This is a genomic window from Paenibacillus sp. P46E, assembly GCF_001909095.1.
Lineage (GTDB): Bacteria > Bacillota > Bacilli > Paenibacillales > Paenibacillaceae > Paenibacillus_AQ > Paenibacillus_AQ helianthi.
In genome coordinates, this window is record NZ_LVYZ01000030.1 from 35,802 (window position 1) to 50,843 (window position 15,042).

Consider the following 15,042-nt stretch of genomic DNA (forward strand, 5'->3'; position numbering starts at 1 on the left):
GGGTTGCCGGTATAGCTAAATTCTGTCAATAGCATGCCATTATGATATAATTAAACCTTGTAAACTTCAACTTTAGGGCTGTCAGCTTCCAACAAGAAAGGACGAGTTCCATGATTTCATACGCTATTCTCGGCATTACGTTTCTTTATGTAGTCATTCAGATCATTATTTATGCCTTACGGCAGCGCAAGCCGCTGACCCGTGATGACATTGATGAGCGTCTGCTGGCTGCGCTGAACGGAGGCGACCATGCCGGTAAATAAGAAGAAACCCGTGACGTTCCGCCCCTTTAAGACTCCGCGGTATGCCTTTGACAAGCTGCGTATCTGCCGCCGGTGCAGCCGATATACTGCGCTCGGTGAAGAACGGTGCAGCAAATGCGGCCATGCTGCGCTGACGCCAGTAGAGAAGCATGCCGTTTCCCTTACCGGACGCAAAATGCATACCCGGCTTCTGCTCATCCTGCTGCTTACTCTCGGTTCGGTCTATTTCGGCCAAAGCCTGCAGCAGATGGCGCTGTGCGGTGCCGGCGGTATTGTGCTGGCCGTACTATTCTTGCTTATGCAGCGGAAAGTGCGGCAGAACGAAAATCTGTATGCACTGAATGAGCTGCTGGGCCGCAGTATAGACAGCATCGGGGAAGGCCTGGAGATCAACCGTCAGGAGGCCGTGTCCGTTCTGCGCGAGAATGATGTGCTGGCCTATGAGAAGCTGCGCGAAATCTCAATCCTGCTGCGCGGCGACCGGGTCGCCCGCCAGCGTGTCGCTCTGCTGCACGGCTTTCAGCTGCGCAAGGATATGAACCTGGAGCTGGAGCAGCTGCTGCTCAAGGATTTCGAACCGCTGCTCGCCGAATATATCGGTGAGATTGCCAAAGTGCGGCCCGAGCTGATCAAGGACCGCACGCTGCGCTATGTCAAAACCTATGAGGTGCAGATTCTGGAAATGGACCGTGGCGCTGCCATTCTGACGGCTGTGGCCGGAGCGGCAGTGCGGTTAAAACGTTACGCGCTGCTCTACTCGGGCATGATCGGACGATACATACAGGAGCTTCCCAAAGACCGTTTTATACGTCTGAGCCGGATGATATCCGCCAGTCCCTATGAGGCCTGGAACGGCCTGGACCTCAAAGTGGCGGAGGTCCGCGAAGCCAAATACCGCTGGGACCCCGATTTTTGAATAGAGCACTGTCAGCCGGAAAAGGGGCTACTATAATATGACGATCAAACAGGTCTTAACCCTGCGGAACTTTATGATCATTCTGTGTATATTCATGCTGGCCCTGCTGGGGCAGAAGGCTCTCAGGCTTCACAGCAAGATCGAGACGGTGCGGGAAGCCGAGCGGCTCTATGCCTCCGGAGACCTGATTGCCGCCGAGAAGCATTACCGCCTGGCAGCCGCTAATGCTTCCATTCTTTACAAGGAAGAACAGATTGCCGCGAGACTTAAAGAGCTGGCTCCGATTACGGCGATCCGCAGTAGTCTTAGCACACTTACACTGAAGATTGAAGACCAGCTGACGACCAAGGATTTTGGCGGTTTTATGGAGAGCTATGCCTCTCTGCTGAGTCTGAAGAGCCAATATATGAAACCAAGCGGACCCTATGAAACCTATTATCGCCAGCTGTCAGGAGATTCAGGCATTTCGGATCGGCTGGGGACAGGTTTTCAGCAGTTCAAGGCGCAGTTTCTTGCCGAACTGGCGGCAAGCCAGCGCGGCAGCAGCACCGATAATGATGGAGACAGCTTCAAATGGAATCTGCTGAGAATTCCCGATGTGTATCTAGGCGGAGCTGATGCCAAAAAAGATCTGCTGGCCACAAAGTTTAAAGCGCATGACACCGCCCAGCTCAAGGCGCTTGCTGCAGCAGGCAGCTTTTCCCCCATGCTGGATTACGCTATATCCCTTAACGATGCCTATAGCAGCCACAGCTATACGGCTCCCTGGGTAGCCAGCCAGATTGAAACGAGCGCCAAGCTCATTCTGAATAAGGATGTGGACGGCGATCAGATTGCCGCCTTCTCTACGCATGCTGCAGCGTACCGCAAATATGCCGCCTCGGCTGGCCTTGCTGACTCAAAGGTGCTGACTCTAATCGACAGTACCACCTCCAAGCTGCTCCGGAGCGCCGCGAGGCTGGTAAGCAGCGGCAGGTATGCGGAGGCCATTCAGCGCTACAGCGACCTGACCCAGCTTCAGGACACGGGTGCTGAAATCTCCGCAGCACAGCTTGCGTGGAACATTGCCGAACCCGTCCGCATGTTGCCCGGCGGAGAGGAGCCAGGTAAATATACACATGTTGTATCCGTCAGCGGGCGTTACGGGGCAAAGCTTGCCGTAGCCGGAACAGACAGCAGCGGACGCCTCTACTATGCGGATTTGAGTAATGACGGCACCGTAACTACACGGACCGGAGATCCGATACCCGGCTTTGAAAGTCTCACCAGCCTTGCTTTTGATGACCCATTATCCGTCTACTCCGAAGTGCCGGTGGTAGTGGCTGCAGGCAGCCGCGAAGACGGGCGGACTTCATACACGGCCTATACCATTAGGCCGGAGGGCATCTCCCTGCTCTTCTCGTTTGCCGGCAACAGCTACGTACTTCAGCCTGACGATGCCTCCATCCGTGTCACCAATGCAGATATGGGAGACGGTTCGGAGGGCCAGACTGCTATATTCCGGCAGACGAATGGAGTCTACCAGTTTTCTGAAATCTACCAGGAGTATCCGCTTGTGGATGCTTCTGAGCTGGAGCTTCACCCCCTGGAGACCGTTGTCTTGAAAGTTGATATTTATATCGATTCCAACGGCAGACCTGTAGCAAGCGCGAACGGGCGCTTCCTGGCCCTGCAAGGAAATGTGGGTACGGTTACGGGTCCCGCCTTGGCAACCGGCCAATTCCAATATGGATTCGATTATGTAGGAACCGATACAGGGGAGCAGTACGTGCCTGTATTTGCAGTCGAGTCATTGGGGAGTATGAATCCAATCCCCTAAGTATTCTAATACTATTGTTGGAGCAGCGTGGTCATGCACGCTGCTCCTTTTGATGTCTGCAATGATTTCATTATTTTTTCATTATTTCGGGATATAATGAGCCTTATAAAGAGCGGCTGAGGAGGCAACCATGCGTATTCTATTAGTAGAAGACGATACCAAACTCGGGTATATGATCCAATATAAACTGCAGCTTGCAGGCCATCTGGCAGAATGGGCCCGCAACTCGGATGAAGCGGAACTGTTCTTTTCCTCTGCAGAATTTGATCTCTACATTCTGGACTGGATGCTTCCCGGTAAAACTGGCCTTGAGCTATGCAGGCAGCAGCGCCGCCTGAATGACAACACGGCCATTCTGATGCTGACGGCACGCGGCGAGATTGAGGACCGCGTCAGCGGACTGCTTACCGGAGCGGATGACTATATGATCAAGCCTTTCGCCTTTGAAGAACTTTTAGCCCGTATTACGTCCCTGGACCGCAGAAAACAAACCCAGGGTTATGTGAACCAGTATACGGTCAGCGGCCTGCGGCTGAACCCGGCCACACAGGAAGCAGAACGTGCCGGGGTCACCTTCACCCTGACTAACCGCGAGTTTCAGCTTTTGGAGTTTTTCGCCCGTCACCCCAATGAGGTACTGTCCAGAGAGCGGATTCTTAATTATGTATGGGGTAACAATGCCGATGTTACTCTGAATGCGGTGGATGCGGTGATCAAGCTGCTGCGCAAAAAAGTCGATGATCCCTTCCCTGTGAAATTGATCAGGAGTGTGCACGGAAGAGGCTACCGCCTGGTAGATACCGGAGCTGTCCATGATGATACCTAACACCCGCAGGCAATTAACCATCTTTTACAGCACCATGATTGGATTGATTCTGCTCATCATGGCGGCTTCCTTCTATTGGGTACTGACCGATGTGATGCACAGGGATGAGAGGCATAATCTGGAGTCCGCCGGGCAAAAGGCCGTAAACGAATGGCGTAATCATTCACCGGGTCCGCAGGATAAGGAGGAAATCCGGGAGCAGCGCCAGACGGACAGCCACCGGATGGAATGGGAATATCTGCAAAGTGACCAATTTGCAGTCATTACAGATCCTTCATGGACGATCTTCGTTCATTCGCCAGAGGGGAATAACCTGCTGCTCAAGCCTTCCTTCCAGAAGCTGCTGGATGCCCAAGGGAGTAAAAGCTACATTCATCTGAGCATCTCTTCGGGTAACAACAGGACGAATTATGCGGTACTGCGTGTGATGACAGGTGATGAAGAACATCCGTTTCTCTTGCTCGGGGAAGAGGTGAGCAAACAGGAGCATTTATTGAAGGAGATGAGGCTGCTCCTCATCGGGATCACGCTTCTCCTCCTGGCGGTGGCCACGATCATAGGATATATACTGGCCGGCCGGGCTATGCTTCCCCTCAACCATGCGTTTATCCGGCAGCAAAAGTTCACCGCTTACGCATCCCATGAGCTAAGGACACCCCTAAGTGTACTTCAGCTGTCGGTGGACATTCTGGAAGAGGAACAGCACAAGCTCTCACCGGTCCATCAGACGGTGCTTCAGGATATGAAGGAAGAAATACAGCGCATGACACGTTTAACCGGACAACTGCTCACGCTGGCCAGAAACGATTCCCCTGTGCAGCAGATGAGAAGAGAGGTATTCGACCTGAAGCATAGCCTTTCTTTTGCAGCCGCAAGAATGCAGCTGAAGGCTCACGAGAAAACTGTGCAGCTCCAGCTCCATATCGGCAACACGGAAGATACCTTTACCTGTTTAGGCGACAGTGAACAGATTGATCAGCTGCTTTATATTCTTTTGGATAATGCAATCAAATACTCTGCGGAGGGAGGCACAGTCACGCTGGGGATTTCCCGGAATGACAACGGCACTGCGAATGTAATCATTCAGGACACGGGCTGCGGGATTCCTGAGGAGGATCTTCCCCACTTGTTCGAACGGTTCTACCGGGTAGATCAAGCCCGCACAAGAGAGCATGGCGGCACCGGGCTGGGACTCGCCATTGCGCACGAGATCGTCAGCCGGCACGGCGGCAGAATCGTCGTAACCAGCACCCTTCAGCAGGGGAGCACATTTACGGTCATCCTTCCTGAAACCCAGCGAATCCTTAGGCAATCACTCAAGTAGAAAATGGAGGTATTACTATGTTTACTGAAGTCTTTAACCACATCCATCCCATTGTCGTACATTTCCCTATCGCTCTGATCCTCATCGGATTCGGGTATGATCTGGTGACGGCCCTGAAAAAACGCACTTTGAATCCTGCCGGAGGATTATGGATGTGGCTTCTTGCTGCAGTGGGAGCCTGGATCGCGATAGCGACCGGACCGGAAGATGACGCCCGCGGCGTGACTTCATTCTTTGAGCCCCACGAGACGCTCGCTACGCTGACCGCTTGGGCAGTTTCACTGATCGTTGTCTGGAGATTGCTGATGTTCTGGAAAGGCAAGCGGGCTTTTGTGAAGGTTCCGCTGGTGCTGTACTTAGTCGTCTCCCTTGTCGCTTGCGGGCTTGTGCTGGGAACCGGATATTACGGCGGGAAAATGGTATACACTGATGGCGTAGGCGTCTCGGCCAACGGTGCTGCAGTCAATCCACCTGTGCAAGGTAATCATAAGTAAAATAGAAAAAAGCCGGTGCCCCCTATAAAGGTGAGCACCGGCTTCTTTGTGATGGACGTCCTGTTTGGCATGCTGCCGGCTGGCATCCGCTATTCTTTTACAGCACCGACAACAATCCCGGTTACAAAGTACCGCTGTAAAAAAGGATAAACCATCAAAATCGGCAAGGCGCTTATAAAAATCTGTGACGCCCGGATGGTCCGCTGCGACAGATTGGCAACGGCGGTCGGATCGAGCTTGGACATGTCGGCCTGCACGATAATCGTCTGCATAAAGGTCGCCAGCGGGAGCTTAGAGGCATCCTTGATATAGATAATCCCGTCAAAATATGAATTCCAATGTCCGACCATAATGAACAAGGATACCGTTGCAAGAACCGGCAGGGACACTGGCAAATATACGCTATAAAAGGTGCGGAACTGCCCTGCCCCGTCAATAAAGGAGGCTTCTTCGAGATCTTTGGGCACCGTACGGAAGAAATTCAGCAGCAGAATAATATTGAACACAGCCACCAATCCCGGTAGGATCAGTGCCATCAGGGAATTCATCAGCCCAAGCTTCAGAATCAGAATGTAGCCGGGAATCAGACCGCCGCTGAACAGCATGGTCACGACAAAATACCATAGATAAATATTGCGGGCCCGGAATACACGGGTTTCCTTGGAGAGCGCGTACGCAGCAATGGTATTCACAACCAGGGCAAGCGCTGTTCCCAGCACGGTCCGTTCTACAGACACCCAGAGGGCGGAGAGAAAGTTGCTGTTGTTAAATGTTTTTGCATAGGCTTCAAGGGTGAATCCGATCGGCCAAAAGGTCACCAGCCCGGCATTGGCCGGAGCCGTCGAACTGACTGATACCATCAGCAAGTGATATAACGGAAGCAGGCACAGCACGGAAATAACCGTCAGGAAGACATTATTGAATACGCTGAATATGCGGTAAGACACCGTTTTGTGATACATAGGATGTCATCCTTTCTAAAAGATTCTGTAGCCGGCAAACCGGTATGCCAGACGATAGGAGATCACGATTAGGATTAGGCTTATCCCCGACTTGAACAGATTTACCGCAGTGGCAAAGCTGAACTGTCCGCTGAGCAGGCCCTCTCTGTAGACAAAGGTGTCAATAATATCCCCTTGCTGATAGATCAAAGGACTATAGAGGTTAAACACCTGGTCGAAGTTCGCATTCAGCACGTTGCCCAGTGCCAGGGTTGCCACCACGATGGCAATCGGAATCAACGCCGGAATGGTAATATAAATCGTCTGCTTCCAGCGCCCTGCCCCATCCACTTCCGCCGCTTCATACAGGGAGGGATTAATGCCGGACAGCGCCGCCAGGAAGATAATCATGTTGAACCCGAATTCCTTCCAGACATCACTGAAAATGATCGTGAACCGGAACCAGTTACCGTCACCCAGGAAGAAAATCGGTTTCACGCCGAACAGACTGGAGATGAACTGGTTGATCAGGCCCGTCTGGGCAAGCATATCAATCAGAATCCCCGACAGGGTAACCCAGGATAAAAAGTGCGGCAGATAAACCAGCGTCTGAATGGTCCGTTTGAGTGCCATCTTTCTGACCTCATTGAGCAGTAAAGCGAAGAAGAACGGGATAATCAGGTTCATCACCATTTTGGAGCAGGCGAAGAACAGGGTGTTCCATGTAATCTGCAGGAAGTAATCATTCTGCCACATGTATTCGAAATGTTTGAGTCCCACCCAAGGAGAATCAGCGAATCCGAGCGCCGGCTTATAATCCTGAAAGGCCATTAGAATTCCGCCCATGGGAACATAAGAAAAAATAAACACCATAACGGCCGCCGGCAGCACCATAAAGTGAAGCATCCACGGCTGCTTATACCCCTTTTTCTTCGATAGGCGCGGCGTTTTTCCAGGATTCACCTGCTGTATAGTGTTAGCTTCCATCGCTCTCTCCCGCTTTCAAAAAATTATTTTGTGTGTTGTATGAATCTCTGATATAAATAGTAGCAAGCATTTCTTAGGTTTGACTATATTACTTTGTTAGGCTCGCATAGGGATTTATTAGGGCATCGTCTGGGGGGACAAAGATGGGTCTAAGTAAAGCTATTAACTTCGCTAAGGAAAAGTCGTGGAGCAGATTTAGTTTGTTTGCCAAAATGAACAGTCTGATCATTGTGCTGTTTGTGCCGATCATCATCGTGTATACGTATTCCAATAACGTCACTTACGATGTAGTCAGTAAAGAGCTCCAGGAATCCAATACCAAACAGCTCACTTTTTTATCCAGTCAAATCGATTCGCGGATCAACCAGATGATGGATTTCAGCCTGGTATTCTCGAAAGATCCGAATGTCAGGAAATTCAATGGCCTGAATATGTGGGAAGACCGTTACGACCATATGCAGACCCGATATGTCATTCAGGAGAAGATGATGCTCCAGTCCGGGTTAACGGATGTCTGGCCTTCCAGATACGCTGTATATTCCCAGCAGAACAAGGATGTCATTTCCAATTACGACAAACCTACAGGTTATGATGAACACTATTTGAAGCAAAATATGAGCGGTAAATGGACATATAGTGACGGCCAATCCGGCTATCCGGGGAAAACCAAGGCTTTTTACTGGTTCTATAGCGATTCTATTGCTCCGCAGGGAACGTTTACGGGAAGTGATCTGGTGGTTGAAGCCAGCTTCAGCTATGAGAATATCCAGAACATGCTGGATACGTATAAGGCAGGGGGGCAAGGTGACCCGTTCTTCTATCACAAAGGCGATAAGCCGATCCTGAACCGCAGTGCGGACCAGCGCCTAACCGGTGATTTGATCACTTATCTGAATGAGCAGCATTCACCCGACAACAGCACGCAACATGTAGTGAAACTGGAGAATAAAAATTATCTGGTCAGCTCGGTGAAGTCTGCTAATCTGGATTGGTATCTGGTTGACGTTGTACCGCTTGACCGTATTCTCGGGCCCATATCCGGCAGCCGTAATTTGTTCTATGTATCCATGCTTCTGCTCTTTGTTGTTGGAATCTCGGCTTCCATTCTGCTGTACCGGAACGTTCAACAGCCTATCAAGAAGCTCATCAAAGGGCTTAGACGGGTGCAGCGGGGCGACTACACTGTACGTCTCCACTCCGAGGATCAAAACGAATTTTCGTTTCTCTTCCACCGGTTCAATGATATGTCTCATCAGATTCAGGACCTGATTGAAAATGTCTTCAACGAAAAAATCCGGGCTCGTGAGGCTACCCTGAAGCAGCTTCAAGCCCAGATTAATCCGCATTTCCTCTACAATTGCCTGGGATATATTATCAATATGGCCCAAATGAAGGATGAAGAAGCCGTTGTATCAATGGCTTATAACTTAAGCGCTTACTATCGTTATACTACCCGGATGGAGCGGGATACAGCCACCTTGGACGACGAAGTCAAACTGCTGATCAACTATTTGGATATTCAAAAGCTGCGCAATGGCCGAATCGATTATCATATCGATATCCCCAAAGAGATGCTGAAACAGTCTATTCCGCGTCTCCTGCTGCAGCCCATTGTGGAGAACTCCGTTATCCACGGGGTTGGAAAGTCATACAGCTCCGGTGAAATCAGAATCACCGGCGAAACTACCGAGGGCTTCTGCCGGGTGTATATTGACGACGATGGACCGGGCCTGAGCGAGGACCAGCAGGAAGCACTCAACCGGAAGATGCGGGAGCCGCTGCGCGAGGAAATGGGCTGCGGCCTTTGGAATACGAATCAGCGGCTTATTCACCAGTTCGGTAATCAATCCTTTCTGCATTTCAGGGAATCACCGCTAGGCGGTTTCCGGACAGAGATTATCTGGGAAATTCCAGCCCAGGAAGAGTATCACCTGTACACTAACCAACAAGGAGACACACAGCATGCAAATGATCATCGTTGACGACGAAGCCCATTGGGTAGATAACCTGTCCATGACCAAACCCTGGCACACACTGGGAATCGAACAAGTACACAAGGCATATTCCGCTACCGAGGCGCTTCAGATCATTGAAACGAACCCTATAGATATTGTGATCTCCGATATTCAGATGCCTGAAATGACGGGGCTTGAACTGATAGAACGGATCCGGAGACGGGACAAGAAAATCAAGTGCATCATCTTAACCGGACATTCGGACTTCGAATTCGCCAAAACTGCCATTCAGCACAGTGCAGTGGATTATCTGCTTAAACCTCCGACAGACCCTGAATTACTGGGTGCCGTCCAAACAGCGATTGATCAATTGAATGCAGAGTGGGAGCTGGTCAGCTCCCTGGAGCGGACCCAATATACGCTGAGAGAGAACCTGCCGCTGCTGCGCGGCCAGTTGCTTCTGAGTGCTCTGCAGGGGCAGCGGCTGCCAGCCGACGAATGGGAACGCAAGCTGAAGAGCTATGGTCTCCCCTTCAGCCAAGGGGACTGCGCCTTGATGCTTGTCAGGCTGGAGGAAGAATTCGGACAGTATAAAAATAACGGACAGCCGCTCATTGAATATGCAGTCATTAATATGGCGGAAGAGATTATTGGCGAATTCATGGAGGTCTGGGGCGTCAAGGAAGAGCATGGCTATCTGGTCTTTCTGTTGCAGCTGAAGAAACGGGCAGCAGATCTGGGGACAGAAGGCCTTCTGGAGCAGCTGTCTGTGCAGCTCCAGTACAAGGTAAAACAATTCCTGAAAGGGTCGCTTTCTATAGTGATCACAGAATGGTTCAAGTTCCCTGAACAGTTGTATGACCGGTTCCGCCAAGCCTCGGCCTACTTCCGTCAGATTGTCGGGGATGAGCGGGAATTCGTTATGCGGGTCAGTGAACCCGGCGAACAAGCAGAGCAAGGACCGCTGGATGCCCTCTACACGCCTCCTTCCCTGATTCATCTGCTGGAATCCGGACATTGGGAAGCCGCCGAGGCCAAGCTGATGGATGTATGTGCAGAACTGGATGAGAAATGGCCTGAATCCTGGGAGCACTGCATGGAGGCCGGGTTCTTAATCTCGGCGGCCTTCTCCAACCTGGCACACCGGAATGGACATACGCTCGGGAAGCTGCTGGGGACAGATATTGAAGAGCTTCAGAGCGGGGAAGCCTTCTCTTCCATCAACAAGCTCAGAGTATGGTCCGTGAGCGTGCTTAGTAAGCTGAAAGAGGGAACCTCAAGCGAAATCAAAGACATCCGTTCCCTCTACGTGAAGAAAATCCAGGAGTTTACGGATAAGAATCTGCACTTAGATGTTTCGCTTCGGGTCCTGGCAGACCATGTCAATCTGCACCCCACCCACTTATCCAAAATTTACAAGATCGAAACAGGTGAAGGCATCAGCGAATATATCTCACGCCTGCGTATGGACCGGGCCTGTCATATGCTGAAGACTACCGGTAAAAAGGTGTATGAAATCAGCACGGATATTGGTTATATGGACCCCGCCTACTTCATCAAAGTATTCAAACGCCAGTTTGGAGTGACACCGCAGGAATACAGGGACGGGAAAAAATAGCATGATAGAGTCCTATCAAAACTAAGAAACTCATATAGATGCCCTCCCCTTAAAGTTGGTACAGTACACATGTAAGCATCATACACAGTAGGGGGACATGATGAATGAATACATTCCAAAAATTTGGCTCGTTGCTCGCTGTCACAGCTCTCGTCACACTCACAGCCTGTAACGGAACATCCAATGAGAAGGCACCCAAAGACAATGCCGCTTCCAATAGTGCAACTACCTCTGAAGCCGACGCTGCCTTCGCCAAAGGTAAATACGATCCGCCGATTGAGATCAGTTCCGTACTTATGCCGAAGAAGTACGCCCATGGCGACACGAAGGAAAATAATGTACATGACCGTTGGATGCTGGAGACTCTGGGAATCAAGCATAAAGATACCTGGTATCCCGCGAATGACGACCAATACCGGCAAAAGCTTCAGCTAGCGATCTCCTCGGGCGAGAAGCTTCCGGATTTCGTATCGGTACCTACCAATCCGGTACTGACTAATCAATTGATTGATTCCGGCCAGTTCATTGCGATTGATGATCTGTTTGACAAATACGCCAATAAGACACTGAAAGACCATGCAGCTGCACACCCTGAGCTCTGGTATCCTTTCATGAGAGACGGCAAGAAATACAATATGCCGATCATGGAATATACCGACAATGACGATACCCTGCTCTGGCTCCGTGAGGACTGGATGGAGAAACTGAATCTTAAAGCACCCAAGACTATTGCCGACTTAGACAATATTATGGACAAATTCAAGAACCAGAACCCTGACGGTCTGGCTCCCGATAAAGTGTATCCACTGGCCATTTCGCTGAAAAATAACACAAACACCTGGATGGGCTCGCTGGATTGGCTATTCGGAGCCTATGGAACCATCGAGGAGCAATGGAACATGGATGCGAATGGAAATCTGGAATATGGTTCTGTGAACCCGGGTGCCAAGCAAGCCCTTGCAAAGCTGAAGGAATGGATGGATAAAGGCTATATCCATGCCGACTCCGCGCTGTGGGATGAAGCGAAATCCGCTGAGAGCTGGACCAAAGGCACGGCAGGCATTCTGCCGGGAGCCCAATGGGTCCCAGACTGGCCCGCTCCCGATCTGCTCAAGAATGTACCGGGATCTAAGTACAAAGCCTACCCCATTCCTGCCGGACCTGATGGCAAGATCGGCACCAAATGGCAGAATTCCGGTGTAAATGCCAGTATCATGATCAATAAAGATGCCAAGCATCCGGAAGCTATCTTCCTGTACTATAACTATTTGCTCGATAACGTGGCGAATCCGGCCGCAGGCAGCCCATATGAATACGGCTTTGCCAAGGGCTACGATTGGGATATCATTGATGGCCAGCCTACCAGCGATAAAGACAAGATTAAGGACTTCAACAATGAGTTCCCGTTCCTGACCGGTCCGGCCCGTATTCCTGATCTGTACATGAAAACACTCGTTAAGCTGGCAGACGGCGAAAAACCGGTAACCCCTTATGAGAAACAAATGGCTGAGTTCCGCAAGCCGGAAAACTGGGCAGCCGCCAAGATCGTAATGTCACAGAAAGATATCCGTAAGCAGAACTATTTCACAGGTGCAGCTACACCGACCATGGTCTCCAAGTGGAATCTGCTACGCCAGTCCGAGATGGAAACCTTCAACAAAATCATCTACGGCAAATTGCCGGTTGATGCATTTGACGAATTCGTCACCAACTGGAAAGCTAACGGCGGCGACCAAATCACGAAGGAAGTTAATGATTGGTACAAATCAGTATCTGCTAAATAATTAGAAGTCTGGAATAATTTCAGTAGAGCAGTATCTAATCAAAACGGGCAGGACCCGGCAGCCATGAATGCTGCCGGGTCCTGCCTTTGCTTTGGGCCTCAAAGCCTACAATTGACGCATCTCCTCCAGCACTTCCATAACCTCTGCTTCCTCAACCGGAACCGAATACGAGCCGTCTGCAAAACATTTCATCGCCCCGATACCGTCCTGGAACACAAACCGGATGCGGCCGCTGCGCACTTTTTTATCCGTATACATCTTGTCCATCAGTTGTCTGTTCGGGATCTCATCCGGAATGTCCGTCGGTAATCCGGCCTTCTTCAGCAGTGCAATCACGCGCTCTGCCTGTTCTTCGGTCATATACCCGCGCTTCACTCCCAGCTTCGCCTGGATCACCAGCCCCACCGCAACGGCCTCTCCATGCAGCAGCGTATACCCGCTTACCGCTTCGAGTGCCCGGCCGGCCGTATGGCCCAGATTCAGAATCTGCCGCAGATTGCTCTCATGCTCGTCCTGCTCCACTACTTCGTATTTGATCCGGCAGTTAGCCAGCGCGATCCGCTCACAAACTCCGGCATCAAGCACCAGCTGCCCGCGATCCGAAATGACCTTGCCCAGATTCTCCTCCAGATCGCTGAAAAAACCGGCATCCCCCAGGCAGGCATGCTTGATGGTTTCGGCCAAGCCGCTTCTGAACTCACGGGCCGGAAGGGTGCGCCAAGCGGCTAAATCTATGTATACCTTGCGCGGCTGGTGAAACACACCGATCAGATTCGTGGCCACCGGCGTATTTACACCCGTTTTGCCGCCGACCGACGCATCCGCAGCAGCCAGCAGGGTAGTTGCATAATTCAGGCTCGGTACACCCCGCCCAAAGGTTCCGGCCAGAAATCCGGCCAGATCAGTCACGGCTCCGCCGCCCACGGCGATGATGCAGGAGTCCCGCCCGTAAGCGCGTTGCAGCAGCTGATCCTCCAGCAGGGCCTTGGTTTCCCGGGTTTTCGAGGTCTCCCCCGCCGGAAAAGAAAACAAGTCTGCCTCCAAACCATTTTGACGCAGCCGTTCAAGCAAAGGCCGCCCATAGAGCGGTTCCACCGTGGAATCTGTAATAATCGCGTATTTGCTTACATTCGGCACTAGCCCCTGCTGTAAATCCTCAATCAGCGAATCAAACAGCCGCTCACCAATCTCAATCGCATAGGAATGATCGACTACCTTTTTTAGTACAACCTGAAAGCTTCGGGACATGGCACAACCTCTTTTCCCCAGACTTGGACATGATGTAGAGTAAATTCTCCCGAAGTGGAAAATTCTCCTGCTTCTCCCTGCATGCTTTACTTTTCGAGCAGCAACAGTATCGTGTGAACAGCCTGATCCACAAAATTCCGGTCGGGGCGGCATTTCATCATCACCGTAAGCCCTATTAATGAAATGACCAGCGACTGGGCAAGCGCTTTGGCATCCATACCGGCATCAAGCTCCCCTGACCGCATTCCCCGCTCAAGAGTTTCTTGAAAAATCACGGAAAGATACATCTGATGTTCTCTGGTCAATATCTCAAACTTCGCGTCATGCGGTGACAGCTCCACCATCGTATTGATGCAGAAACAGCCTTTATTTGAGCTTTTTTCTCTATATTCTTCCTCCACTAAGTTTTCAAAAAAAGTGCGGAAAGCTTCCTTCACAAAAGCCTTCTTTTGGAGACTGGCGCGTACACTGGCCGCATGAGATTTGGTGTACATCCGCAATGCAGCTTCAAATAAACCCTTCTTGTCTCCGAACGCTGAATATATGCTGGGCCGCTGAATACCCATTTTTTCGGTCAAATCGCTTAACGAGGTCGCTTCATAGCCTTTTTCCCAAAATATCTGCATCGCTGCATGCAATGCCTTCTCTTCATCGAACTCGCGTGGCCGCACCATAACTGCCCCTCCTTTTCATATCGAATGGTACGTTATCATTTTAATTTTTCGGATATAAACTGTCAATCATCATATTCAAATCCAATTTTGATGTTGACATAGTTTAATTTCAATGATTATATTTATCAAGAATTATAACATACCAAACAGTATGTTATAAATTTAGAATATACTTAAGGAGTTTGATCTTCGC

13 protein-coding genes are annotated in these 15,042 nt (G+C 50.7%); 9 read left to right on the forward strand and 4 right to left on the reverse strand.

From position 1 onward, the window contains the following. Positions 1–110: 110 nt before the first annotated feature. The 6 genes from A3849_RS32805 to A3849_RS07960 all read left to right on the forward strand — a co-directional run bounded on the left by A3849_RS32805 (position 111) and on the right by A3849_RS07960 (position 5,642). The gene (locus tag A3849_RS32805) at positions 111–263 is read left to right on the forward strand and encodes a hypothetical protein (RefSeq protein ID WP_167374697.1); all 153 of its coding nucleotides are present in this window, start codon (positions 111–113) and stop codon (positions 261–263) included. Next, positions 250–1,179 carry a hypothetical protein gene (locus A3849_RS07940; RefSeq protein ID WP_074110931.1) on the forward strand — a complete coding sequence of 310 codons (930 nt, stop codon included), beginning with the start codon at positions 250–252 and terminating at the stop codon, positions 1,177–1,179. The genes A3849_RS32805 and A3849_RS07940 overlap by 14 nt, the downstream gene beginning before the upstream one ends. 37 nt (positions 1,180–1,216) lie before the next feature. After that, a complete protein-coding gene (locus tag A3849_RS07945; RefSeq protein WP_074110932.1) occupies positions 1,217–2,998 on the forward strand; it encodes a hypothetical protein in 1,782 nt (593 codons plus the stop codon). A 130-nt stretch (positions 2,999–3,128) separates the two neighbouring features. Further along, positions 3,129–3,824 carry a response regulator transcription factor gene (locus tag A3849_RS07950; protein WP_074108101.1) on the forward strand — a complete coding sequence of 232 codons (696 nt, stop codon included), beginning with the start codon at positions 3,129–3,131 and terminating at the stop codon, positions 3,822–3,824. Beyond that, positions 3,811–5,148 (forward strand): sensor histidine kinase, encoded by a 1,338-nt coding sequence (locus A3849_RS07955; protein ID WP_083613402.1) that lies wholly within the window; start codon positions 3,811–3,813, stop codon positions 5,146–5,148. Before A3849_RS07950 ends, A3849_RS07955 begins: the two co-directional genes overlap by 14 nt. Positions 5,149–5,165: 17 nt before the next feature. Next, the gene (locus A3849_RS07960) at positions 5,166–5,642 is read left to right on the forward strand and encodes a DUF2231 domain-containing protein (protein ID WP_074110934.1); all 477 of its coding nucleotides are present in this window, start codon (positions 5,166–5,168) and stop codon (positions 5,640–5,642) included. A gap of 89 nt (positions 5,643–5,731) precedes the next feature. On the opposite strand, the gene A3849_RS07965 is transcribed toward A3849_RS07960, so the two are convergent. Together A3849_RS07965 and A3849_RS07970 are read right to left on the reverse strand one after the other, a co-directional pair. Further along, positions 5,732–6,604 carry a carbohydrate ABC transporter permease gene (locus tag A3849_RS07965; protein ID WP_074082924.1) on the reverse strand — a complete coding sequence of 291 codons (873 nt, stop codon included), beginning with the start codon at positions 6,602–6,604 and terminating at the stop codon, positions 5,732–5,734. A gap of 15 nt (positions 6,605–6,619) precedes the next feature. Then, positions 6,620–7,570: an ABC transporter permease gene (locus A3849_RS07970; protein ID WP_074110935.1), complete on the reverse strand. Its 951-nt coding sequence runs from the start codon at positions 7,568–7,570 to the stop codon at positions 6,620–6,622. A gap of 143 nt (positions 7,571–7,713) precedes the next feature. On the opposite strand from A3849_RS07970, the gene A3849_RS07975 reads away from it, so the two are divergent. From A3849_RS07975 to A3849_RS07985, 3 genes are all read left to right on the forward strand, one after another. Beyond that, positions 7,714–9,552 (forward strand): sensor histidine kinase, encoded by a 1,839-nt coding sequence (locus A3849_RS07975; protein ID WP_074110936.1) that lies wholly within the window; start codon positions 7,714–7,716, stop codon positions 9,550–9,552. After that, positions 9,533–11,143 (forward strand): response regulator, encoded by a 1,611-nt coding sequence (locus A3849_RS07980; protein WP_074110937.1) that lies wholly within the window; start codon positions 9,533–9,535, stop codon positions 11,141–11,143. Before A3849_RS07975 ends, A3849_RS07980 begins: the two co-directional genes overlap by 20 nt. Positions 11,144–11,247: 104 nt before the next feature. Next, positions 11,248–12,927: a type 2 periplasmic-binding domain-containing protein gene (locus A3849_RS07985; protein WP_074110938.1), complete on the forward strand. Its 1,680-nt coding sequence runs from the start codon at positions 11,248–11,250 to the stop codon at positions 12,925–12,927. Positions 12,928–13,032: 105 nt separating this feature from the next. Here the strand turns inward: A3849_RS07985 and aroB are convergent, their stop codons facing one another. Next, positions 13,033–14,175 (reverse strand): 3-dehydroquinate synthase, encoded by a 1,143-nt coding sequence (aroB, locus tag A3849_RS07990; protein ID WP_074110939.1) that lies wholly within the window; start codon positions 14,173–14,175, stop codon positions 13,033–13,035. Positions 14,176–14,261: 86 nt separating this feature from the next. Then, positions 14,262–14,849 carry a TetR/AcrR family transcriptional regulator gene (locus A3849_RS07995; RefSeq protein ID WP_074110940.1) on the reverse strand — a complete coding sequence of 196 codons (588 nt, stop codon included), beginning with the start codon at positions 14,847–14,849 and terminating at the stop codon, positions 14,262–14,264. Positions 14,850–15,042: the final 193 nt, after the last annotated feature.